We start from the raw sequence: 23760 nt of genomic DNA on the forward strand, positions 1-23760 counted from the left end.
TAAATAATGATTTGTAGTTTTATGTAAAATAAGACTCGATATAAAATAATAACATTGGGAAAAATATTTTTACATACAATTTATACTCTTTTCCTTATGGCAGTTTTGAAATAATATCAAAACTCTTTTTCTTTTGCAAAATAGTCGATACCTCAAAATACCATTCTCCTAATAATTAAGATTAACCATAATCTTCACAACGGAACACAAGATTTTCTCACAAACTTATTTTCTACTGAATTTTTGACAATCTCTTGAACTGTGCGAAATGTCACATCTGTATTTTACAACCTCTCTTATAGTAAGGGTATGTAAGAGAGACGTATTAAAGGAGTGAACAGTATGAAGAAAAAACCTTCAGCACTAATGAGACGTTTAAAATATTTTTCACCAATAGATCGTTATAACGATAATCATACACAAGAAACATATGAAGATCGCGAATGGGAAAATGTGTACAGAAAGCGTTGGCAGCATGATAAAGTAATTCGTTCTACACACGGCGTGAACTGTACTGGTTCATGTAGCTGGAATATATATGTGAAAGATGGAATTGTGACGTGGGAAGGGCAAGAGCTTAACTATCCAACGACAGGTCCTGATATGCCAGATTTTGAACCGCGAGGCTGCCCACGTGGAGCAAGTTTTTCTTGGTACATTTATAGTCCACTTCGTGTGAAATATCCGTATGTACGTGGTGTTCTTTGGAGTGTGTGGCAAGAGGAATTACAAAATAATGAGTCACCATTAGATGCTTGGAAAAGCATTGTGGAAAACCCTGAAAAAGCACGAAAGTATAAGCAGGCACGTGGTAAAGGGGGATTCATTCGTGCGAATTGGGATGAAGTGTTACAACTCGTTTCAGCTTCATTATTATATACAGTAATGAAATACGGTCCAGACCGAAATGTTGGTTTTTCACCAATTCCAGCTATGTCGATGTTAAGTCATGCTGCAGGCAGCCGCTTTATGCAACTTATGGGTGGACCAATGCTTAGTTTCTATGATTGGTACGCAGATTTACCACCAGCTTCTCCGCAAATTTGGGGCGATCAAACAGATGTACCAGAAAGTAGTGACTGGTATAACTCTGGTTACATTATGACATGGGGTTCAAATGTACCGATGACGAGAACACCAGATGCTCACTTTTTAGCAGAGGTTCGATATAAAGGAACGAAAGTCGTTTCTGTCAGTCCTGACTTCGCTGAATCTACAAAGTTTGCAGATGATTGGATTAGTGTGAAACAAGGTACAGATGGTGCACTTGCGATGGCAATGGGGCATGTGATCTTACAAGAATTTTACGTAGATAATCAAGTGGAATATTTCACAAAGTATGCGAAGCAATATACTGATTTTCCTTTCTTTGTCACATTGAAACAAAAAGGAGATCAATTCGTTGCTGATCGTTTCTTAAACGCTGCTGATATTGGACGCGAAACGAAGTTAGAAGAATGGAAACCTGTTCTTTGGAACGAGAACACGAATGATTTTGCAACACCTCATGGCACAATGGGCTCACGTTGGGATAACGAAAAGAAATGGAACTTGCGTTTAGAAGATGAAGAAACAGGTGAAAAGATTGATCCACGTCTTTCTTTACTTGGAATGGAAGAATCGATTGGAACGGTACAAATTCCGTACTTCTCTGATGATGGAAACAAAGTATTAGAACGTACAATTCCAGTGAAAAAGGTTATGACAGAAGAAGGCGAAGTGTTCGTTACAACTGTATACGACTTAACGTTAGCAAATTACGGTGTGAACCGAGGGCTTGGCGGACAAGAGCCGAAAGACTTCAATGATGACGTTCCGTTTACACCTGCATGGCAAGAGAAAATGACAGGAGTAAAACGTGAGCTTATTATTCAAATCGCTCGTGAGTTCGCACAAAATGCTGTTGATACGAACGGTCGCTCAATGATTATTGTCGGAGCTGGTATTAACCATTGGTTTAACTCTGATACGATTTATCGCGCCGTTTTAAATCTTGTACTTCTCGTTGGGGCACAAGGTGTAAACGGCGGTGGCTGGGCGCATTACGTTGGGCAAGAAAAATTACGACCAGCAGAAGGATGGCAAACAATCGCGATGGCAAAAGATTGGCAAGGGCCACCAAAATTACAAAATGGTACATCTTTCTTCTATTTCGTAACAGATCAATGGCGCTATGAAGATACACCAGTTGGACATTTAGCATCACCAGTGGAAGGAAACGCTCGTTATCAACATCACGGTGATTATAACGTTTTAGCGGCGCGACTTGGTTGGTTACCTTCTTATCCTACATTTGAGAAAAATGGAATTGAACTATATAAAGAAGCTGTTGCTGCTGGTGCAACAACACAAGAAGAAATCGGAAAATACGTTGCACAAAAACTAAAAGAAAAAGAACTGAAATTTGCGATTGAAGATCCAGATAACAAAAATAACTTCCCGCGCAACTTATTCGTATGGCGTGCGAACTTAATTTCAAGTTCCGGTAAAGGGCACGAATATTTTTTAAAACATTTACTAGGTACAACAAACGGATTAATGAATGACGATAGTGATTCATTACGACCAGAAGAAATTAAGTGGCATGAAGAAGCACCAGAAGGGAAGCTTGATTTACTTATTAATTTAGATTTCCGTATGGCTGGAACAGCACTGTATTCTGATATCGTATTACCAGCTTCAACTTGGTACGAAAAACATGATTTAAGTAGTACAGATATGCATCCATTTGTGCATCCTTTTAATCCAGCAATCGGTTCACCGTGGGAAGCACGCTCTGATTGGGACATTTTCACTTCACTTTCTAAAGCTGTGTCAGATTTAGCGAAGAAAATTGATTTTGAACCAATGAAAGAAGTTGTTGCAACACCACTTCTTCATGATACACCGCAAGAATTAGCGCAACCACTTGGCAAGATTAAAGATTGGAGTAAAGGTGAATGTGAACCAATCCCGGGTAAAACGATGCCACAAATTCATGTTGTCGAAAGAGATTATAAAACGATTTATGACAAAATGACTGCGCTTGGACCGAATGTCGGAAAACAACCGATTGGTACGAAAGGGATCTCTTGGTCTGCGGAAAAAGAATATGAGCAATTAAAGAGCAAATTAGGAGTTGTTCGAACGGATTCTATCGCGAAAGGTTGCCCAGACATCAAAGAAGCAATCAATGCTGCTGAAGCGGTATTAACACTATCTTCTACAACAAACGGTCATATGGCAGTAAAAGCATGGGAAGCACTTGAAAAACAAACAGATCTAAAATTACGTGATTTAGCAGAAGAACGTGAAGAGGAATGCTTCACATTCGAACAAATTACAGCACAGCCGAAAACAGTAATTACTTCTCCAGCATTTACAGGTTCAGAAAAAGGTGGACGCCGTTACTCACCGTTTACAACAAATGTGGAACGTCTTATCCCTTGGAGAACGATAACTGGTCGACAATCCTTCTACTTAGATCATGACATGATGAAAGAATTTGGTGAAACGATGGCAACATTTAAACCAATTCTGCAACATAAACCGTTCCGTAAATCACGGCCCGAAGTAGAAGGGAAAGAGATTACACTAAACTATTTAACACCGCATAATAAGTGGTCGATTCATAGTATGTACTTCGATTCATTACCGATGTTAACGCTATTTAGAGGTGGTCCAACTGTTTGGATGAATAAAGAGGACGCTGCTGAAGCGGGTGTTGCAGATAATGATTGGATTGAGTGCTTTAATCGTAACGGTGTTGTTGTAGCGCGTGCTGTTGTAACGCATCGTATACCGAGAGGAATGGCGTTTATGCACCATGCGCAAGATCGTCATATTAACGTACCTGGTACGAAATTAACAAGTAACCGGGGGGGAACGCATAATAGTCCAACTCGAATTCACGTTAAACCAACACATATGATTGGTGGATACGGTCAATTAAGTTATGGATTTAACTATTATGGTCCGACTGGGAACCAGCGCGATTTAAACGTTGTAATTCGCAAACTGAAGGAGGTAGATTGGCTTGAAGATTAAAGCACAAGTCGGAATGGTTATGAACCTAGATAAATGCATCGGTTGCCATACTTGTAGCGTAACGTGCAAAAACACCTGGACAAATCGTCCAGGTGCTGAATATATGTATTTCAATAACGTAGAAACGAAACCTGGCATTGGTTATCCGAAGCAATGGGAAGATCAGGAGAAATATAAAGGCGGCTGGGAATTGAAAAATGGTGAAATTCAGCTGAAATCTGGTTCGAAAATGAAACGTCTTATGAACATTTTCCACAATCCAGATCAACCAACAATTGATGATTACTTTGAACCTTGGAATTATGATTATGAAACATTAACAAATAGCCCACAGCGTAAGCATCAACCAGTTGCTCGTCCGAAATCGGCAATTACAGGCGAATTTATCGACAAAATTGAATGGGGTCCAAACTGGGAGGACGATTTAGCAGGCGGACATATAACAGGATTACAAGATCCGAACGTAAAGAAAATGGAAGAAGAAATTAAAACTGATTTTGAAAACGTCTTTATGATGTATTTACCACGTATATGCGAACATTGTATGAATCCATCGTGCGTATCATCTTGTCCATCTGGTGCAATGTATAAACGTGAAGAAGACGGGATTGTACTTGTGGATCAAAATGCATGTCGTGCTTGGAGATTCTGCGTATCATCTTGTCCATATAAAAAAGTGTATTTTAACTGGCAAACGAATAAAGCTGAAAAATGTACAATGTGTTTCCCACGTATTGAGGCTGGTATGCCAACAATTTGTTCAGAAACATGTGTAGGACGTATCAGATATATTGGGGTAATGCTATATGATGCTGATAAAGTAAAAGAAGCAGCGTCTGTTGAAGACGAAAAAGATTTATATGAATCTCAGCTTACTGTTTTCCTAAATCCAAATGATCCAGAAGTGGCGGCTGAAGCGAAAAAACAAGGCATTCCTGAAGAATGGATTAAAGCGGCACAAGAGTCACCAATCTATAAAATGATTATCGATTGGAAAATTGCTCTACCTCTTCACCCAGAGTATCGTACAATGCCAATGGTTTGGTATATCCCGCCGCTTAGCCCAATTATGAATATGGTGGAAGGGAAAGGAAGTAACTGGAAAGCAGAAGAGATTTTCCCTGCTATCGATAATATGCGTATTCCAATTCAATATTTAGCGAATTTACTCACTGCAGGAGATGAATCACACATTCGTCTTACATTGAAGAAAATGGCTGTTATGCGAACGCATATGAGAGCGCTGCAAATTAATAAAGAGCCAAATGAAGCTGTATTAAAAGAACTTGGTTTAACAAAACAGGATGTAGAAGATATGTATCGTCTTCTTGCTATTGCGAAATATAAAGATCGCTTCGTCATTCCGGGCACTCATCGTGAACAAGTGGCAGATTTATATAGCGAACAAGGAAGCTGTGGTTTAGCATTCGCAGGTGGTCCAGGCTCTTGTATGACAATTTCTTAAATAAAGGGGGCAGAAAAATATGAAACAAAGTTTACAAACTGCTTTTTCTTGTTCTTCATTCCTTCTCTCCTATCCTGAACTAGGGTGGAGGGAAGCTTTAACTGAATTACTAGAAGAGATTGAAGCGATTGAACAGGACGATGTTAAAGCTTCACTTGCAACATTTATAAAACAAGCGCTAAATAAAACGAATGATCAATTGATTGATAGTTACGTATATACATTCGATTTTGGTAAGAAAACAAATATGTATCTTACTTATATGAACACTGGTGAACAAAGAGAAAGAGGTATTGAATTACTGGAGTTAAAACAGCATTATAAAAAATCAGGTTTTGAAGTAACAGATAAAGAATTACCTGATTATTTACCGCTATTGCTTGAGTTTTTTGCAAATGCAAATGAGCAAGACAGTGAACCAATTATGAGTAAATACAAGGAGAACATACAAGCATTACACGTTCAGTTAAAAGAAGCAGGTAGTATGTATGAACCAATTCTTGCGGCTGTTCTACTCGCTATCGATACATGGGGTGTACAGACAAATTAGAAAGGAGAGTTGTTAAAATGATGGATCAATTTCTATGGGTATTGTTTCCCTATATCATTTTTGCAATCTTTATCGGTGGACATATTTTTAGATACAACTATGATCAATTTGGATGGACATCAAAATCTAGTGAACTATTAGAAAAGAAAATGCTCCGAATCGGAAGTCTATTATTCCACTTTGGGATTATGTTCGTAATTGGCGGTCATGTTATGGGGATTTTAATTCCAGAAGCTGTATACCGTTCAATAGGTATTTCTGAGCATATGTATCATGTAGTAGCAATTAGTTTTGGGCTTCCGGCAGGTGTTGCTTCTATCATCGGTTTAATTATATTAACGTACCGCCGCGTAACTGTAAAACGTATCATTGCAACGAGTACAAAGGGAGATTATATTGCGCTTATTTTATTACTTATCGTAATGCTAGCAGGACTTTCTTCAACATTTTTAAATATCGATTCAAAAGGATTTGATTATCGTACAACAATTGGCCCTTGGTTCCGAAGCCTCTTTATTTTCCAACCGAAAGTTGAATATATGATGGAAGTACCAGTATGGTTTAAAATTCATATTCTTGCAGGGATGGGTTTATTCGCAGTATGGCCATTTACAAGACTAGTACATGTATTTAGTGCCCCAATTAAATATGTAAGCCGTAGTTATGTAATTTACAGAAGACGTATTCCTAATGAATTGAAAAAATAATACTGCTGTAAACGGATAGGAGCTAATGGTTAAAACGAAACGAGGTCTAATATGGAAGGCCTCGTTTTTGTTTACAGAGGGAATAACCGTTAATAAATGGCTTAAATTGAAAAAAGATTAGCATCTAAATAAGACGCTAATCAATACTACAAACAGAAGCAGAACAATCTTCACAAGCAATTTCACATTTTAAAAATTGTAAATCGTGTATTGTAATCTTTCCTTTATGAATAGAAATTGTACCTTGCTTTTTTAATTCATTTAACATTCGATTTACACTTTCACGTGAAGTTGCACAGAAATTAGCAAGTTCTTGATTCGTTAATGGTAAATCGATGAGAATACCATTTTCCTTTAAAACACCATAACTATTTGTCATTCGTATGAGAGTAGAATATAGGGCACCTTTTTTGCCATGTAATACTAAATCTCGGAACTTCGTTTGCATTCTTCTTAAATGTTCACTAATCCATTTCATAAATTCAAATACAAGAGCTGGTTTTTGGAGTAATTCTTTTTCTAACGCTTCACGCTTTATAACGCCTACTTCAACATCTTCAAGGCATTTTGAATTTAATAAATACTTCGCATTATCCGTGAACAATGTTAATTCTCCAATAATGTCGTATGCCGAACAAATTCGAAGTGTTAGTTCTTGTCCGTCAGCACTAAGTTTACTAATTTGTACTTTTCCTGAGTGGATGATATAGAGTTCGGTTGCCTCCATACCTTCCTGAAAAATAAAACTACCTTTTTTAATTTGCATTTTATATTCAACAGATGCAAGTAATTCTTTTAAATCTTGAGATAATGTCATACTGTTTGCCACAGTGATCACCTTTCTTCTTATAAGCAATACATTTCCTATTTTGAGTGTAAATATGATGAAAATGCAAGAGCTATTTTAAAAATAAATTGAAATTTCAATGACCGTAAGGGGAAGAGATTTTCAGTTTTTAGTTTGAAAAATTCAATAGACAAAGTAGATGAGATTAAAGATGTGAACAAAATTCGAACGGATTTGTGAAAAAATTTTGAATGGGGAAAGTAATGTGAGAAAAGTCACATTGAATATGTAGCTTCTTTTTTATAATGAAGGCAAATAAAAAAATGAAAGCTTACTAAGGATTGTAGCAGAAAAGAAGGGATAGAGATGCACGAGAACATGAAAGATTCTTTAAAGCGGCCACTTCAAGATTTACGTATTTCAGTTATTGATCGTTGTAATTTTAGGTGTACATACTGTATGCCTGCTGAAGTGTTCGGACCTGATTATGCTTTTTTACAGGAAGAGCTTTTATTAACGTTCGATGAAATAGAAAGATTAGCGAGATTATTTATAAGTATGGGAGTAAATAAAATTAGGCTTACTGGCGGTGAACCTTTATTGCGTAAACACTTACCGACGTTAATTGCAAGACTTGCAAATCTAGAGGGCTTACAAGATATTGGACTCACAACAAACGGTATTCATTTAGCAAAACAAGCAAAGGCGTTAAAAGAAGTGGGATTAAAGCGTGTAAATATTAGTTTAGATGCGATAGAGGATTATGTCTTCAAAAAAATTAATGGACGAAATGTAAGCACAAAACCTGTATTAAAAGGAATTGAAGAAGCAAAGAAGGTAGGGTTAGAAGTAAAGGTAAATATGGTCGTAAAAAAAGGAATGAATGATAGTCAAATTCTTCATATGGCTCGTTATTTTAAAGAACAAGAAATTCAGCTCCGTTTTATAGAGTTTATGGATGTGGGCAGTACAAACGGCTGGAACTTTGAACAAGTTATTACGAAGGAACAATTAATAGAGAAAATTAATCGTGTATATCCAATTGAGCCCGCTCAGCCTCGTTACTTTGGAGAGGTTGCGAAATTGTATCGATATGTAGGGAGTAATGCAGAAGTGGGATTTATTACTTCTGTTTCTGAGTCATTTTGTTCTTCTTGTACGAGAGCACGTATTTCGGCAGATGGTAAGTTTTTTACGTGCCTATTTGGAGAAAAAGGAACGGATTTGCGAACGCTTCTTCGAGAAAATATTTCTGATGCCTCACTATTAAAAATTTTACAACATACATGGCGATATAGAACAGATCGATATTCAGATGAAAGAACGGTTGAGAGTGCAAGTAAACGTCCAAAAGTTGAAATGTCTTACATTGGTGGATAGTGAAAGGAGGATTTCTTATGCAAGAGCGTTATTCAAGACAAGTGTTGTTTTCTGGAATTGGTGAAATGGGACAAAGAAAAATAAGAGAAAAGCATGTGCTCCTAATCGGTGCGGGTGCACTAGGGGCTGCGAATGCAGAAGCACTCGCTAGGATGGGAATTGGGAAATTGACAATTGCCGATCGTGACTATGTCGAATGGAGTAATTTACAACGGCAACAGTTATATACAGAAGAAGATGCAAAACAATGCAAACCAAAAGCAATTGCAGCGGCAGAACATGTAAGAAAGATTAATTCTGAAGTGGAAATTGTACCAGTTGTAATGGATGTCACAATGCAAGAAATAGAAGAGTTAACAAAAGAAGTGGATCTCATTATAGATGCCACTGACAACTTCGATACGCGCCTACTTATAAATGATATTTCACAAAAAGAAAATATACCTTGGATATACGGTGGATGCGTTGGAAGTTACGGTGTAACGTATACAAGTCTTCCAGGAAAAACACCATGTTTTCGCTGCTTAATGGATCATCCGATGGGCGGTGCAACATGTGATACAGCGGGAATTATTCAGCCAGCTGTACAGATGGTTGTTGCTCACCAAGTGACAGAAGCAATGAAAATATTGGTGGATGATTTCGAGACGCTACGAGGAACAATGTTATCATTTGATATTTGGAACAATCAATTTCTCTCATTAAAAGTAAATAAACAGAAAAAAAGTACATGTCCATCTTGCGGAAATACACGTACGTACCAAAGTTTAACATTTGAATCACAGGTGAAAACGGAGGTGCTATGCGGACGGAATACAGTTCAAATCCGTTCAGGAATAAAGAGAGTTCTAAATTTAAACGAAATCCAAAAAAGATTACAAAAAATTGTACATGTCCAAAAAACGCCGTACTTACTATCATTTCTAATTGATGAATATCGTTTCGTTTTATTTACAGACGGTAGGGCATTTATTCATGGGACAAATGATGTGAAAATAGCAAAACGATTGTACGCAAAATATATAGGATGAACAGAGAGAGTTTCCCCCCTTATTAAAACGAGGTGAAAAAGAATGTTAGCAAAACGTATACCGATTCCAGTGGCAGAAGCAGTTGCACGAGTAATGAAATATGCTCATCAAGGTGAAACAGAAGAGGTTTCTCTTATAGAAAGTTACGGAAGAACGCTTGGAGAAGATGTTATTGCAGATCATGATGTCCCGCATTTTGATCGCTCTCCGTACGACGGGTTTGCGATTCGAGCAGAAGATACGAAAGAAGCAAGTAGTAGTAACCCTATTCAGTTTGAAGTAATTGGTGAAATTGGAGCAGGGGTTGTTTTTACAGAAGAAGTGAAAGCATTTCAAGCTGTCCGTATTATGACAGGAGCCGCAATTCCGAGAGGGTGTAATGCGGTTGTTATGTTAGAACTAACGGAAGGATTTGAAAAAAACGAAAAGACTTATATGACATTAAAACGCTGTTTCGCAGCCGGTGATAACATTTCTTTTAAAGGTGAAGATGTAAAACAAAATACTATCCTTGTGAAAGAAGGGACTGTTATTAACCCGGGAGTTGCAGCGCTTCTTGCTACGTTTGGTTATAGTACGGTATATGTTATAAAACAACCAGTGATTGGAATTGTAACGACGGGTAGCGAACTGCTTGAAGTACATGAAAAATTAAAGCCAGGGAAGATTCGAAATAGTAACTCCTATATGATAGCTGCTCAAATTGAACGAGCAGGGGGGATTGTACAGTATTATGGGCAATTCGCTGACGATTTTGAGACGTGTTATAACACTGTAAAAAAGGCGATAAAAGAAGTTGATATATTAATTACAACTGGTGGTGTTTCAGTAGGAGACTATGACTATTTACCTGCCATCTATGAGAGATTACGAGCTAATGTACTTTTTGACAAAATAGCGATGCGACCAGGAAGTGTGACAACTGTAGCTGAGGTAGAAGGAAAATTACTATTTGGTCTATCTGGTAATCCTTCTGCTTGTTATGTCGGTTGTGAATTATATGTTAGACCAGTGATTGGAAAATACTTGCATAGGGAAGATTCGCACATATATCGTGCAGAGGCAATTTTACAAAAAGACTTTCCGAAAGCAAACCCATTTACTCGTTTTGTAAGAGGGAGAGTGGAAATTGTAGATGGGCAATTACAAGTTACACCAGTTGGTTTAGATAAATCTAGCGCAATTTCTTCACTTGCAGAAGCGAATGCATTTATCGTTTTGCCAGGGGGAACGAGAGGATTTAAAGCTGGAATTACTGTTTCGGTACTGTTATTAGAATCAAACAACGGAAGTGAGTGGCCGTGGGAAGAGCCGCTTCGATCATACAAGTAATAGAAAAAGGGATTGCTAACTTATATAAAGATAAGAGGTGCAAAATGACACATACGTATTATGAAGTAATTGATACACCTATTTCAATTGAAGAAGTTACAAACAAAGTAATTCGTCGTGAGTGTGGTGCGGTTACTACTTTTATTGGTACTGTTAGAGAATTTACGAAAGGTCGACGTACACTTTGTTTAGAGTATGTAGCTTATAAGACAATGGCGGAGAAACAGCTTGAGAGAATTAGCATTGAAGTAGGAGAGAAGTGGCCGGGGACATATGTCGCTATTACACATCGCATTGGTACATTACAAATTTCTGATCTTGCTGTCGTTGTCGCTGTGTCTACACCACATCGGAAAGCTGCATATGAGGCGAACGAATATATTATGGAGCGTATAAAACAAATTGTTCCTATTTGGAAAAAAGAGTTTTGGGAAGATGGTGAATCATGGATTGGTGATCAGTTAGAGAAAACAGCATATGGTAATGGCCAGCCTGGAAAGGAGATGAGAATATGATTGAAGTACTATTATTTGCACATTTGCAAGAAGGAGCAAGTAAGCCGGCTTTGCATATAGACTATGAAAATATTACGGTTGCGGAATTAAAGGAAGTCCTCACTAAGAAATACAACATAGCAATTTCAAACGAGATTATGGTCGCGATAAATGAAGAATACGCAAATGAGGATGACATCATCCAAATTGGTGATGTCGTAGCAATGATTCCGCCAGTAAGTGGTGGTTGATTCTTTTCAGCCTAATGATGTTAGGACGTGATTGGGCTGGAGAGAATGAATTTAACTATGCATACATAGGAGGGAACAGGATGAAAAGTCCTAATTTTCAATTAAGTTTACAAACTTCTAATCTAATTATCGGTTTTATGGTATGGGTCATTTTATCATCATTAATGCCTTATATTAAAGCGGATATTCCATTAACTGCGGGACAAATTTCTATGGTCACAGCAGTACCTGTTATTTTAGGCTCTATTCTTCGTATTCCAATTGGTTATTGGACGAATCGTTTCGGAGCAAGAAAATTATTCTTTATTAGTTTTATTCTATTATTATTTCCTGTTTTTTATATTAGTGTTGCCAATTCTATGATGGATTTAATTATTGGTGGATTATTTGTAGGAATCGGTGGTGCTGTATTCTCTGTAGGAGTAACTTCTTTACCAAAATACTTTCCGAAAGAGAGTCACGGTTTTGTAAATGGTATTTACGGTGTCGGTAACGCCGGAACAGCAATTACTTCGTTTTTAGCACCTGTCATTGCAACTTCAGTTGGCTGGAGAACGACAGTACAATGTTATTTAGTTTTACTTGCAGCGTTTGCACTTATGAACTTTTTATTAGGTGATCGTAAAGAGAAAAAAGTGAATACACCACTAATGGAACAAATAAAAGGTGTATATAAAAATGAGAAACTTTGGTTTTTATGTATCTTTTACTTTTTAACATTCGGATCATTTGTCGCATTTACAGTATACTTACCAAACTTTCTAGTATCTCACTTCGGATTAGAGAAAGTAGATGCAGGTATGCGGACAGCCGGATTCATCGTACTCGCAACAATTATGCGCCCGATTGGTGGTTGGCTCGGTGATAAGTTTAATCCATTTAAAATATTAATCTTCGTATTTATCGGTTTAACACTTTCAGGTATTATTTTATCGTTTATGCCAAGTATGAACGTGTATACATTTGGTTGCTTACTAGTAGCATTTTGTGCAGGGATTGGTAATGGTACAATCTTCAAACTCGTTCCAATGTATTTCTCAGAACAAGCTGGTATTGTAAATGGTCTCGTATCAGCTTTAGGTGGACTAGGAGGATTCTTCCCACCGCTAATTTTAACATTACTATTCCAATTAACAGGTCATTATGCAATTGGATTTATGGCGCTATCAGAAGTCGCACTTGCTTGTTTAATCATTACAGTATGGATGTATAGCCAAGAGAAATTGTTAGTGATGTTAAAGAATCATTAATAAGGAAAAAGAACCATCCCAAAGTATATTGGGATGGTTCTTTTAGTAATAGGCTTCAACATGTTTTTATTGATATCTCAATAAACGCTTGTTTTCTATAAGAATGTGTTTTTAAAATGAAGAACAGAAGGCTTATGGAATTTTATTTTAAAATATAGAAGTCAAAAGTTATTCAATTAAAGGGTAGATTAGTGAAGGAAATCTTAAATCTATTCTAAAGATCGAACTTATTTTTAGAATGCAAATATTTAATTGAATCGGGATGTTTAGATGAAAAAAATATAAGTCCACTCAAGATAAACAAGCATCAGGTGTGTTAGGTGGTTTAAGCGACAAGTATGGGATTGATGTAAGTATTCTTCGCATAGTAACTGCAGTATCAGATTTTTTTAGGGCCAAATTTTTGGTAAGGCTAACGGATATTGTGAAAAAAGTACTACACTAAAGAATACAGTTTAGTTCGATAAGATAAAATTATGAATTTGTATAAATAATCCATAATTTTCTTTATGAGTTATATTTGATATGTTAAAGAAAAGAGAGGGGAGGGAAATGAAATAAGAATTTTTGATGAGTATTTTCATATTATCGATTTCAGTTTTCTGATTATTGAGAACTAAGGGTGTTTTCCGATGAATGAAATGTGTCCACATTTAGTAAAGCGTTTAATCCAACTAAAATATATTTAGAATGAGGTTTTAAATGTTTGTATTTATTATATTAGACGTAATATTACCGATATTAATATTGATGCTAATTGGTGCAAGCTTACAAAGAAAGTTCCAATTTAACTTAAAGCAGCTATCTACACTTATTACTTATTGCTTAATGCCAGCGGCTGTATTTGTGAATATATATGATATTCGTATAGAAACAGGTTTTTTGCTCCAGATAATATACTATTTAATGCTTTATAGTCTGAGTCTGATCATAGTAAGTCATTTCATTTCAAAAATATTAAAGTTAGAAAAAGGAGAAAGTGCAGCTCTAAAAAATAGCATTTCGTTAATGAATTCCGGTAATTATGGGTTACCAGTAAGTCAATTGATTTTCAGTCACAATCCAGTGGGGGTTTCCATTCAAATTTTTATTGTTATTTTCCAGAATCTTTTAACTTATTCATATGGGATATATAACTTACTATCAGCAACAAAAACAATCGGAGGTATTATTCAATCATTTCTAAGACTGCCTGTATTTCATGCGCTCGTATTAGGGGTTCTCTTTCAATCTTTTAAAATTCAAATACCTAATTCTATCTTGCTACCTCTTAATCAGCTTGCGAATGGTTTTGTTGCAATAGCACTCATATTGCTAGGGGCACAATTATCTAACATTAAACTTAATTTTTCCATCGAGTCATAACATGGGCTTTAATTGGAAGGTTACTGATGGGACCATTATTAGCACTTGCCGTAATATACATACTAAACATCGATGGTATTGTTGCACAATCATTATTTATTGCAAGTTCTTTTCCTACTTCAAGGAATACATCAACCATTGCTATGGAATATCAAATAGAGCCTGAATTACATGCACAAATCGTTTTATTTTCAACACTTTTCAGCATTATTACAGTAACTGTCGTTATTTATTTGTCATATATTTTGTTTTGAATATACGTGTTAAAACGAATAGATTTGAGGCGGTAAATGATGGCGGAAATCCCATAGATATGAGAAGAAAACAGTCTATGATATATTGGGTATCGTTTACAATTGTACCATGTCTGATAATCAAGTAGCTTAATTCAAAAAAAGGAAACTCGTTGCGGGTGATTTCGTATGAAAATCTTTAAAGCATCTACATATAGACTTGCGAAAAAAGACACAATTTCGCTTATAATTGACGTTACATGAGCTTAGTTTGATAGCGGTGGGGTGGAGTGTCAAGTAAGAAAATTTTCTTTATTGATTTTATGCGGTTTTTCCGCAAAATTGTAACTAAGGGGGATTCCAAGTTGAGTAAACAGAATATCAGCACAACAGTTTCAGGAGATATAATTGTTACCCATCTAGTTGGCAATATAAAAACAGATGATGTGTATGAATGGTTTAATGGTTTTGAGCGGGTTTGTCAGCAATTCATTTCTGAAGGGCGGAAATACAAATTGTTGGTGGATAGAAAAGGATACACGCCAAATCATTTTTCTGTTCAAAAAGTATGGAAAGAGAAGTTCTTCAATGAAATCATTTTGAATAACAGTAAGGCAATTGCATTTCTCCTTGAAGAGGGGGAGATAATGGATTATTTACAACAATCTAATACGAAAGAATCTGTGAGATTTTTTGATGATTATGAACAAGCGCTAATTTGGTTGAATGAATATCCAATATAAAACCTGTATTGAAGCAGTTGCTCTCAAGCAACTGCTTTTTTGTCCGTAATTGTTGCCGTTATTTTTCTTCACAGATTCTTGTCCAATTGTTTGTCTGATCCTAAAAAACGAAACTAAAGCAAAAAGAACAAACGCCTCTAAAAAACGTTTGTTCACAGTTAATTCCTATTTTAGCTAAGTGATAGATTACATTTTATGAGTACGAGAAAGTCTTTTTATAAGTTTAGGAAGGACAGAAGTTAATTCCTGTTTCATACGCTTCGTAAACGATGGGTCCTTACCTGAAGTCGAAATAGTGACAACATATTCATCATTTCGAATGACACCAGGTGTGTGAAACGATGATGCTGTACCATCACTTACAACGTTAACCCACTGGAAATCATGAGCGGCCTGTTTGACCATCATATTTACAGCATGTTGATTTGTAGCTGCATAAATTAGATGAGCATCTTTAATATCATCATTACTAAAAGTTTTTTGCTTCCAAGTAATATAAGGAAGTTCTTTCATTTCCTCGCAAATCTCGGGGCTAATAACGGTGACGAAAGCGCCTGTATCTTTTAATCCAGACGCTTTTCGATATGCAATTTTACCTCCACCAATGATAACGACCACTTTATTTTGCAGATTAAACATAAGAGGGTACATGTTATACATATATGTATTCCTCCATTCGTTCTAACAATGTTAATTTCATATATGTATCAAACTGTAGGCAATTACAAGTCGTCACGTGATCGTATTTTTTTGTATACAACTTAATTTTTTGAAGCAATAATCCGGTAAAGAGAAGGTAGGGCATGACATATACATGGGATGCAGTTGATGTTATAGTCTTTAGCTCAGCAGTAAAAGAGGGCGTTCCTTTCGTTAAAAAGGAGCATGATACTGGTAGACTGAGTTTTTGTTCGACAGCTGCTCCGATTTGTTGTAACTCATGTATCGGCTGGAAATCACTACTACCTCTCCCTACGAGTAAAACACTACTACCTTGCATTGGCATAGTTTCACGTATTCTTTTCACTACAAGTTCAACCATATGCGGATGCGTACTAAAAGGTTGTACAACTGAAAATGAGATATGTGGATATTGATTTTTCATTTTCGCTATCTCCAAAGGAATATCACGTTTATAGTGAGCTGCTGCAAATAATAAAACAGGTACAATCATTATTTCAGTTGCGCCCTCTATTATCGTTTCTGTAACTGCATCCGAAATAGTAGGTGTCGTTAGTTCTAGAAAAGCTAATTTTTGAATTCTTTCGTTTCGTTCTTTCATAACAGATTGAATAAATTGAATGAATTGTTCATTACCTTCTTGTAGCCGGCTCCCATGTCCAACATATACAATTCCTTTCATTGTCTCACCATGTCTTTCTTCATAAGAGTTTCTTGTAATTGATGATCTACGTTATGAAACCCAACTTTATTTGCATAGTGTAAAGTTGGAACGTCGGTATACGAGAATGGGAGAGTAAGAATATTGATAAAGCCAAGGCGTTTTATTTCTGCTAGAAACGTATCAATAGAAGCACGACCTTCAAATACAATGCTATCCCATGAGAATTCAGAAAGAATACGTGAATGAATTTCATCGAAGCGATGATCAATTGTGTACTCATGAGTCATCATATAGGAACCAGCACCAATTTTTTCTTGAATAACAGCAATTCGGTTAATGTTTCGTCCTAAATAAATCGTTGAATTCGAAGAAAATTGCGCAGGTTTACTGAACAATCCATATTGCATGAGCTTTTCTTGAATAGAAAGGTTCATATACTGAAGTTCTGCCTGTAAGGAACGAATATCTTTATGATATTTACTGCATGATTGCATTAAGATGTCTACACTGTCAGCGGAACAAAATACAAGACGATCAACGTTAAAAATCTTATTGATTTGTTCAGAGGTTACTGTATATTCTTCCTTTTTGAAAGTTGGAATTTGATATATTTCTGCACCAGCTTCTTGTAACCTTTGCTTCATTACACTTGTTTTATTTGTTGAGGATGTAAATAAAACTTTTTTACCATGTAATGGTTTACGTTCTTTCCAAGCGATTTGATTACGTAAGGAAACAACATCACCAACAATTGTCATAGAAGGATTAGAAATATTTTCGTTTTTAACAATAGAAACAATGGTAGACAGTGTCCCTGTGACAACGCGCTGTTTACCAGTTGTACCCCATTCAATGACTGCTACTGGCGTATCTTCTTTCTTTCCTGCTTGTCGTAAGTTTTCGCAAATTGTAGGTAAGTTTTTTATACCCATGTAGTAGGCAATCGTATCGCTATTGTGAGATGAATTATATTTTCCATGATCGGTTAAAGGACCTTTTGCATGTCCGGTTAGTAAAGTAACGCTATTACTGTAGTTACGGTGGGTAAGGGGGATACCTGCATAGCTACTAGCGGCGATGCTAGATGTAATGCCTGGTACAATTTCATATGGAATATTTGCTGCTGCTAAAGTTTCTGCTTCTTCACCAACACGACCAAAAATAGATGGATCTCCGCCTTTTAATCGGACAACAATTTTTCCTTCTTTTGCAAATTGAAGAAGGTGGGCGTTAATCATTTCTTGTCGTATAATATGATTCTTTGGCATTTTTCCGCAATACATAAGTTCACATGTTTGTTTTGTATAGCTAAGGAAGAAAGGGTTTAGTAAACGGTCATATAAAACAATATCTGCACGTTTTAAACACTCTATCGCTTTCTTTGTAATAAGCCCTTCATCACCAGGTCCTGCACCAACTAAATATACATATCCGTTCATATAATTGCACCTCATCTAGTTTTATTTAAAAGGAAGCCAGGGGGAGGCTTCCTTTTGTAAATTACATATTTATATAAATATCACCATTAATAATTTCTACATCGTACGTTTGAATACAACCGTCATCAGGTTTTTGAACTTCACCTGTTAGTAATGAAATCTTCCAATCATGCAGTGGACAAAAGACGAATTCTCCAGACACAAGCCCTTCTGCTAACGGTCCGTTTTTATGAGGACAACGATTTTCTACAGCTCGAATATCGCCATTTGAAAGGCGGAATAGAGCGATAGACATACCTTTCATTTGCACTTCTTTACCGATTTGAATAGCAAGATCTTCCGCACGCATAACTTTTATTTTTTCTTTCGTTTGTATCATTTAGATCACAGCTCCTTATTTCACAGTTTCTACTTCATACATCGCTTTTAATGATTTCGTTTCTAGTGCTTGTCCCCATGCTTCCGTATATGTTCTACGAGCTGTTTGGAAACGTTCATTTAACGTAGTAACCATACTTGCATCTTGTAGTATTTCTTTTATATGATCGAAGCCTAAACGTTCTGTCCAGTAGGCGGTACGCTCTCCGTAAATACCAGTTTCACGATAATATTGCATGTAAGCTGCAGCGATGCGAAGGACATCATCTTCAGTAGGGACAATCATTACAAAATCAGCTTCACGTACTTCTGTACCACCATTTCCGCCAATATAAAGTTGATATCCATTTTCGACACAAACAACGCCAAAATCTTTCGTCAGTACTTCCGCACAGTTACGCGGACAACCGGTTACACCCATTTTCATTTTATGAGGTGTATCTACCATTTCTAATGATTGTTCAAGGAGCATACCAAGTCCTAATGAATCTTTCGTACCGAAACGGCAAAAACGAGAGCCAACACATGATTTTACATTACGAAGAGACTTTGAATACGCATATCCAGAAGTCATATGTAAGTCAGCCCATACGTTAGGTAAATCTTGTTTCTTGACACCGTATAAGCCAATTCGGCTTGCACCTGTAATTTTCACAAGTGGAACATCATACTTCTTCGCAACTTCAGCAATTTTCATTAAATCATCAGCTGTTGTAACGCCTCCGTACATACGTGGAATAACAGAGAATGTACCATCGTGCTGGATGTTACCATTCATTCTTTCATTAACGAAACGGGACGATTTATCATCTTCATATTCTTCTGGAATCGCCATACGTAAATAGTAGTTTAAAGCAGGGCGGCATTTCGAACAGCCGTCTTCATGTGCAAAACCAAGAACATTTCGTACTTCTTTTGGAGATTTTAAGGCTTTTTCGTGAATGGCTGCTACGACTTCATCACGGGATAAAGGTGTACATCCACACATACCGGCAGATTGCGCTGAGGCATCAAAAGCATCTCCAAGTGTATGAGATAAAACTTGTTCCACAAGTGGACGACATTTACCACAAGAACCTGCGGCTTTCGTACAGCCTTTAACTTCTTCAAAAGTCGTTAACTCTTGTTCTAAAATGGCGTGAACGATTGAACCTTTCGTAACACCATTACATCCACAAATCGTGTCATCCGCACTCATTGTAGCAACGTCAAATTCACTTTCTTCACCAGCTTTGTGAAGAAGGGAAGCTGGTGTATATTCTTGTATATCTTCTTCCTTCTTTAACATGCTAAAGAGACGTGTACCGTCAGCTGTGTCACCATATAAAACGATACCGACGACTTTATTATCACGAATTAATACTTTTTTATAGGAACGTTTACATTCATCAAAGATTGATATTGCTTTCGTTTGATCATCTTCATAAATTTGACCAGCAGAGAATAAATCACAACCTGCAACTTTTAATTGCGTACCGACGATACTGCCCGAATATCCATCAGTTTGTAAATTTGTTATATGTTTTGCTAGTATCGCACCTTGTTCATAAAGAGGAGCAACAAGTCCATATGCGATACCGTCATGCTCTGCACATTCTCCAACTGCATAAATGGACTCATCATTTGTTAGCATATAGTCATTGACTACAATACCGCGATTTACAATTAAACCAGCATCTTTTGCTATTTGCGTATTTGGGCGTATTCCGACAGCCATTACGATTAAATCACAATCTACAACTTCACCATCTTCAAATTGAATGCCCTCAACATGGTCTGTACCAAGAATTTTTACAGTTTTCTTTTCCATTAGAAATTTCATGCCTTGCGCTTCTAAATCTTCGCGTAATAGAGAAGCTGCTTTCGTATCTAGTTGTTGCTCCATTAAGTTTGGCATTAAATGAACAACATGTACGTCCATCCCTAAGTCAATAAGACCTCTTGCGGCTTCTAAACCAAGTAACCCACCACCAATGACAACAGCCTTTTTCTTTTCATTAGCGGTATCAATCATAAATTGTGTATCTTCAATTGTTCGAAATCCTGTTACACCAGGGAGAGTGGAACCTTCTACAGGCAAAATAAAAGCACTAGAACCTGTTGCGATAATGAGTTTGTCATATGTAAGAGTACGATTCTTTTCTGTAATAATAATTTTTTCTTCTCGGTTAATACTTTGAACTTTTTCATTTGTATACAAAGTTATTTCGTTTTCTTCATACCAACTGTATTCATTCATAATGATATCTTGCATATTTGTTTTGCCTTGTAAAACATGAGAGAGCATAATACGGTTGTAGTTTGGATGAGGTTCATCTCCAAAAATAGTAATCTCATATGAATCACTATCATGTTTTAATATTTCTTCCATACAGCGTATGCCAGCCATACCATTTCCGATCATAACTAAACGTTTTTTCATTTTCGTTTCCCCTTTTTCTGTGAAATGTTGAACAAAGGATTATGTTTTTATTATAGAAAATCAAAAAAGGAAGAGATGTGATGTTTATCACATTTTTATAATGATTCACAAATTGTTAAAATTCGGATTTATTCGAGAGGGATGTGTATAGTCTTTACCAAATGAAAGAGCAGGACATAAGTATGTATACTCATGTCCTGCTCTTTATTTATGCTCTCGTAATGGCACGTGGAAATAAAATATTATTTTCTAAATGAATGTGCTCAAATAAATCAGACTCTAGCGCTTCAAGACGTTGGTAAACAAGTCGATAAGTACCGCAAGCTCCTTCTGGAGGAGTAAAGTCATTTGTAACTTTACGAAGTTCTTTAATAATGTTGCCTGCGTGGTTATGTTCATTTTCCAACTCATCTACTACTTTACGTAATTTCACATAGTTTTCGTCAATTGGATTTTGTTCTAATTCTAAAATTAATGGGAAATCTTCTGTTTCTTCTTTAATTAAATGCTGTTCTAATTCCATCTTTAATTCGTGAAATAGCTTATGAATTTGAGCTAAGTGAGGCTGACTTGCTCCGTGGACGCGTAATACTTTCGTCACATACGGACTTAACTGTGGTAATTCTTCATTTAAATAGCGATGATGCTTATTTATAACATAATCAATCAATTCACGATAAGAAGCATTTTTCCAATCAATTTCAGATTCATTTAATCGTTTCGTATTATTATAAAGTGTATTTAATTCTGTAAGTACTTCTGTTGCTGATAAATTTCTTTCATGAATTGCATCAATAAGTGGTTTATTACCACCACAACAAAAGTCTATTCTATATGATTTAAAAAGATTACTAGCTTTCGGAAATTGTGTAACAATCTCACCGACAATAGAAGTTTCAGTAAATGTATGTTCCATATGAATGCCTCCATAAAGTTTAAATGTAATATCTGAATTAAGAATAGCGATAAATTAAAATCTATGTAGTGATTGAAATCACTTATTCTGTGTCGTTTTTGAGAATAATAAGAAGAATGTTATTAAAATAAGGGGGAAAGTAATAAGTAGTAATATTTTACGGTAATAAAAAAGAAGCTTATTAGAAGCTTCTTTTTTATTACTATTTTTCACATGCAACTCCATCGCCATCACGATCAAGATGTGAGTCATAACCTGGTTGTCCTTTATATAGAGGAGCTTTCCCGGCAGCTCTAACTGCGGCACAATTTTTGTAATATGCACTACTAGTATTTCCTGAAGCGGGTTGTGTTTGAGCTTGCTGTGCTTTTTGCTCTTCTTGTTGTTTACGAGCTTGTTCATCAGCCTGACGTTTTTGCTCTTCTTGTTGTTTACGAGCTTGTTCATCAGCCTGACGTTTTTGCTCTTCTTGTTGTTTACGAGCTTGTTCACCAGCCTGACGTTTTTGCTCTTCTTGTTGTTTACGAGCTTGTTCACCAGCCTGACGTTTTTGTTCCTCTTGTTGTTTACGAGCTTGTTCATCAGCCTGGCGTTTTTCATCCTCTTGCTTACGAGCTTGTTCTTCGGCTAGACGCTTCTCATCTTCTTGCTTTTGAGTTTTTTCGTCCGCCTCTTTTTTTTCTAGATCTTTTTTCTTTTCGCTATCTTTCTGTTCCTCATTGTTAGAAGCAACTTTTGTACTAGTTGCTGTCGTTTTTTCAGAAGAAGGATCTGAAATACCTGATAGCGCAACAAAAATGACAAATAATACGGCTGTAATAATAAATTGTTTTTTCGCTACACCTGTTTTCTTAATAACAGATAAGATTGCTAGAACAAGGAAGAATATAAATAGAATGAAACTTAAAGTAGAAAAAAACTCGACGACGGGGTGTTCCGATTTTGTTGTACCGGCCGTTATTAATATAATAGAAATCATAAAAAAAATAACGGTAGGACGTCCATATTGTTTTGCTTTTCCATTTTTCTTAAAGAATGAAATAATACATAAGATTAAAAGAATAAAAGCAATAAAAAATAGAGCTGCACCAATATTACTCAAAATCACCATTTTCATACCTCCATTTGTAAGATTTTTCTTATTGATTATATAGGAACTTATTGAATATTACACGTTTTATATAAATTTAAAAAATTAATATTTTTACTAGACTTATAAACATTTATTTTGTATATAAGGAAAAATAGATATATTTCCTATTACGTTTTGAAAGAGATTTCATAAATTATAGTATATCGATTGAAAGGAGGAGATTTGAATGGAATTTCAATTGTTGGTAACTTGTATATTACAAGAAGGTAATGCTTACTTTTTAGTAACGAAGGTAGACGATGTTATTACGTTAAAAGTACCGATTACTGCGGGAGTAGCAGGTTTATTTTTAGCTTTAGGTGTACCAAGATGTTCTTAATTTAAATCTCTATAGTAGAAGGGGAAGGGACATGCCTTCCTTTTCTACTATTACATAATATAATTATGTAAACTTAAATATCATATTTGTGATAGCACGTTTGAAATGGACATGCATATACTATAATGTTTCATTGGATGTTAGCGGTGAAAGGTAGTTTTAATAAGTGCATCC

The 23760-nt window shown here is 36.1% G+C and carries 21 protein-coding genes and 1 pseudogene; 14 read left to right on the plus strand and 8 right to left on the minus strand.

Translation table 11 applies throughout. From position 1 onward, the window contains the following. Window positions 1-342 precede the first annotated feature (342 nt). From GD442_RS10100 to narI, 4 genes are read left to right on the plus strand one after another with little or no spacing between them, the layout of a single operon-like run. A complete protein-coding gene (locus tag GD442_RS10100; RefSeq protein WP_086407919.1) occupies window positions 343-4026 on the plus strand; it encodes a nitrate reductase subunit alpha in 3684 nt (1227 codons plus the stop codon). After that, window positions 4016-5491 (plus strand): nitrate reductase subunit beta, encoded by a 1476-nt coding sequence (gene narH / locus GD442_RS10105; protein WP_000692679.1) that lies wholly within the window; start codon window positions 4016-4018, stop codon window positions 5489-5491. The genes GD442_RS10100 and narH overlap by 11 nt, the downstream gene beginning before the upstream one ends. 19 nt (window positions 5492-5510) lie before the next feature. Next, window positions 5511-6041: a nitrate reductase molybdenum cofactor assembly chaperone gene (narJ, locus tag GD442_RS10110; RefSeq protein ID WP_000814216.1), complete on the plus strand. Its 531-nt coding sequence runs from the start codon at window positions 5511-5513 to the stop codon at window positions 6039-6041. Window positions 6042-6058: 17 nt separating this feature from the next. Next, window positions 6059-6748: a respiratory nitrate reductase subunit gamma gene (gene narI, locus GD442_RS10115; protein ID WP_000969213.1), complete on the plus strand. Its 690-nt coding sequence runs from the start codon at window positions 6059-6061 to the stop codon at window positions 6746-6748. A 136-nt stretch (window positions 6749-6884) separates the two neighbouring features. On the opposite strand, the gene GD442_RS10120 is transcribed toward narI, so the two are convergent. Further along, entirely contained in the window at window positions 6885-7577 is a 693-nt protein-coding gene (locus GD442_RS10120) for a Crp/Fnr family transcriptional regulator (RefSeq protein WP_000013859.1), read from the minus strand. A gap of 324 nt (window positions 7578-7901) precedes the next feature. Here GD442_RS10120 and moaA point away from each other — a divergent pair, with 324 nt between their 5' ends. From moaA to GD442_RS10165, 9 genes and pseudogenes are all read left to right on the plus strand, one after another. Beyond that, on the plus strand, window positions 7902-8915 hold the full coding sequence (gene moaA, locus GD442_RS10125) for a GTP 3',8-cyclase MoaA (RefSeq protein ID WP_000545031.1): 1014 nt from the start codon (window positions 7902-7904) through the stop codon (window positions 8913-8915). Window positions 8916-8932: 17 nt separating this feature from the next. After that, window positions 8933-9946 carry a molybdopterin-synthase adenylyltransferase MoeB gene (locus GD442_RS10130; RefSeq protein ID WP_159365094.1) on the plus strand — a complete coding sequence of 338 codons (1014 nt, stop codon included), beginning with the start codon at window positions 8933-8935 and terminating at the stop codon, window positions 9944-9946. Window positions 9947-9988: 42 nt separating this feature from the next. Beyond that, window positions 9989-11278 carry a molybdopterin molybdotransferase MoeA gene (locus tag GD442_RS10135; protein WP_000880212.1) on the plus strand — a complete coding sequence of 430 codons (1290 nt, stop codon included), beginning with the start codon at window positions 9989-9991 and terminating at the stop codon, window positions 11276-11278. A gap of 44 nt (window positions 11279-11322) precedes the next feature. Further along, a complete protein-coding gene (locus GD442_RS10140) occupies window positions 11323-11793 on the plus strand; it encodes a molybdenum cofactor biosynthesis protein MoaE (RefSeq protein WP_000149964.1) in 471 nt (156 codons plus the stop codon). After that, a complete protein-coding gene (gene moaD, locus GD442_RS10145; RefSeq protein ID WP_000573692.1) occupies window positions 11790-12023 on the plus strand; it encodes a molybdopterin converting factor subunit 1 in 234 nt (77 codons plus the stop codon). The genes GD442_RS10140 and moaD overlap by 4 nt, the downstream gene beginning before the upstream one ends. An 80-nt stretch (window positions 12024-12103) precedes the next feature. Next, window positions 12104-13273: a nitrate transporter NarK gene (gene narK, locus GD442_RS10150; RefSeq protein ID WP_000841841.1), complete on the plus strand. Its 1170-nt coding sequence runs from the start codon at window positions 12104-12106 to the stop codon at window positions 13271-13273. A 313-nt stretch (window positions 13274-13586) separates the two neighbouring features. Then, a complete protein-coding gene (locus tag GD442_RS10155; protein WP_071740442.1) occupies window positions 13587-13718 on the plus strand; it encodes a hypothetical protein in 132 nt (43 codons plus the stop codon). A 257-nt stretch (window positions 13719-13975) separates the two neighbouring features. Next, a pseudogene (locus tag GD442_RS10160) lies at window positions 13976-14892 on the plus strand (AEC family transporter). A 302-nt stretch (window positions 14893-15194) separates the two neighbouring features. Further along, entirely contained in the window at window positions 15195-15614 is a 420-nt protein-coding gene (locus tag GD442_RS10165) for an STAS/SEC14 domain-containing protein (protein ID WP_074553699.1), read from the plus strand. 186 nt (window positions 15615-15800) lie between these two features. Here the strand turns inward: GD442_RS10165 and GD442_RS10170 are convergent, their stop codons facing one another. The 7 genes from GD442_RS10170 to GD442_RS10200 form a co-directional block, all read right to left on the minus strand. After that, window positions 15801-16274 (minus strand): precorrin-2 dehydrogenase, encoded by a 474-nt coding sequence (locus GD442_RS10170; protein WP_000282590.1) that lies wholly within the window; start codon window positions 16272-16274, stop codon window positions 15801-15803. After that, on the minus strand, window positions 16267-16977 hold the full coding sequence (locus GD442_RS10175) for a sirohydrochlorin chelatase (protein ID WP_000676480.1): 711 nt from the start codon (window positions 16975-16977) through the stop codon (window positions 16267-16269). The genes GD442_RS10170 and GD442_RS10175 overlap by 8 nt, the downstream gene beginning before the upstream one ends. Next, the gene (locus tag GD442_RS10180) at window positions 16974-18398 is read right to left on the minus strand and encodes a uroporphyrin-III C-methyltransferase (RefSeq protein WP_001014942.1); all 1425 of its coding nucleotides are present in this window, start codon (window positions 18396-18398) and stop codon (window positions 16974-16976) included. The genes GD442_RS10175 and GD442_RS10180 overlap by 4 nt, the downstream gene beginning before the upstream one ends. Before the next feature lie 61 nt (window positions 18399-18459). Further along, window positions 18460-18777, minus strand: coding sequence for a nitrite reductase small subunit NirD (gene nirD, locus GD442_RS10185; RefSeq protein ID WP_000616678.1), 318 nt, complete (start codon window positions 18775-18777; stop codon window positions 18460-18462). Window positions 18778-18792: 15 nt separating this feature from the next. Continuing rightward, entirely contained in the window at window positions 18793-21198 is a 2406-nt protein-coding gene (gene nirB / locus GD442_RS10190; RefSeq protein ID WP_000746939.1) for an NADPH-nitrite reductase large subunit, read from the minus strand. Between the two features lie 208 nt (window positions 21199-21406). After that, a complete protein-coding gene (gene ric / locus GD442_RS10195; protein ID WP_000401375.1) occupies window positions 21407-22114 on the minus strand; it encodes an iron-sulfur cluster repair di-iron protein in 708 nt (235 codons plus the stop codon). Window positions 22115-22316: 202 nt separating this feature from the next. After that, on the minus strand, window positions 22317-23225 hold the full coding sequence (locus GD442_RS10200) for an excalibur calcium-binding domain-containing protein (RefSeq protein ID WP_086407920.1): 909 nt from the start codon (window positions 23223-23225) through the stop codon (window positions 22317-22319). A gap of 208 nt (window positions 23226-23433) precedes the next feature. Between GD442_RS10200 and exsG the strand changes: the two genes are divergently transcribed. Beyond that, complete coding sequence (gene exsG, locus GD442_RS10205; protein ID WP_000395679.1) at window positions 23434-23586, plus strand: exosporium protein ExsG; 153 nt, start codon at window positions 23434-23436, stop codon at window positions 23584-23586. Window positions 23587-23760 lie beyond the last annotated feature (174 nt).

This window comes from Bacillus sp. A260, assembly GCF_009861435.1.
In the GTDB taxonomy this organism is placed as follows: domain Bacteria; phylum Bacillota; class Bacilli; order Bacillales; family Bacillaceae_G; genus Bacillus_A; species Bacillus_A cereus.

Bases quoted from the DNA above. Each gene is read 5' to 3' on its own strand.
- GD442_RS10100 (WP_086407919.1), top strand. From the start codon at position 343: ATGAAGAAAAAACCTTCAGCACTAATGAGACGTTTAAAATATTTTTCA.
- narJ (WP_000814216.1), top strand. From the start codon at position 5,511: ATGAAACAAAGTTTACAAACTGCTTTTTCTTGTTCTTCATTCCTTCTC.
- narI (WP_000969213.1), top strand. From the start codon at position 6,059: ATGATGGATCAATTTCTATGGGTATTGTTTCCCTATATCATTTTTGCA.
- moaA (WP_000545031.1), top strand. From the start codon at position 7,902: ATGCACGAGAACATGAAAGATTCTTTAAAGCGGCCACTTCAAGATTTA.
- GD442_RS10130 (WP_159365094.1), top strand. From the start codon at position 8,933: ATGCAAGAGCGTTATTCAAGACAAGTGTTGTTTTCTGGAATTGGTGAA.
- GD442_RS10135 (WP_000880212.1), top strand. From the start codon at position 9,989: ATGTTAGCAAAACGTATACCGATTCCAGTGGCAGAAGCAGTTGCACGA.
- GD442_RS10140 (WP_000149964.1), top strand. From the start codon at position 11,323: ATGACACATACGTATTATGAAGTAATTGATACACCTATTTCAATTGAA.
- moaD (WP_000573692.1), top strand. From the start codon at position 11,790: ATGATTGAAGTACTATTATTTGCACATTTGCAAGAAGGAGCAAGTAAG.
- narK (WP_000841841.1), top strand. From the start codon at position 12,104: ATGAAAAGTCCTAATTTTCAATTAAGTTTACAAACTTCTAATCTAATT.
- GD442_RS10165 (WP_074553699.1), top strand. From the start codon at position 15,195: ATGCGGTTTTTCCGCAAAATTGTAACTAAGGGGGATTCCAAGTTGAGT.
- GD442_RS10170 (WP_000282590.1), bottom strand. From the start codon at position 16,274: ATGTATAACATGTACCCTCTTATGTTTAATCTGCAAAATAAAGTGGTC.
- GD442_RS10175 (WP_000676480.1), bottom strand. From the start codon at position 16,977: ATGAAAGGAATTGTATATGTTGGACATGGGAGCCGGCTACAAGAAGGT.
- GD442_RS10180 (WP_001014942.1), bottom strand. From the start codon at position 18,398: ATGAACGGATATGTATATTTAGTTGGTGCAGGACCTGGTGATGAAGGG.
- nirD (WP_000616678.1), bottom strand. From the start codon at position 18,777: ATGATACAAACGAAAGAAAAAATAAAAGTTATGCGTGCGGAAGATCTT.
- nirB (WP_000746939.1), bottom strand. From the start codon at position 21,198: ATGAAAAAACGTTTAGTTATGATCGGAAATGGTATGGCTGGCATACGC.
- ric (WP_000401375.1), bottom strand. From the start codon at position 22,114: ATGGAACATACATTTACTGAAACTTCTATTGTCGGTGAGATTGTTACA.
- GD442_RS10200 (WP_086407920.1), bottom strand. From the start codon at position 23,225: ATGGTGATTTTGAGTAATATTGGTGCAGCTCTATTTTTTATTGCTTTT.
- exsG (WP_000395679.1), top strand. From the start codon at position 23,434: ATGGAATTTCAATTGTTGGTAACTTGTATATTACAAGAAGGTAATGCT.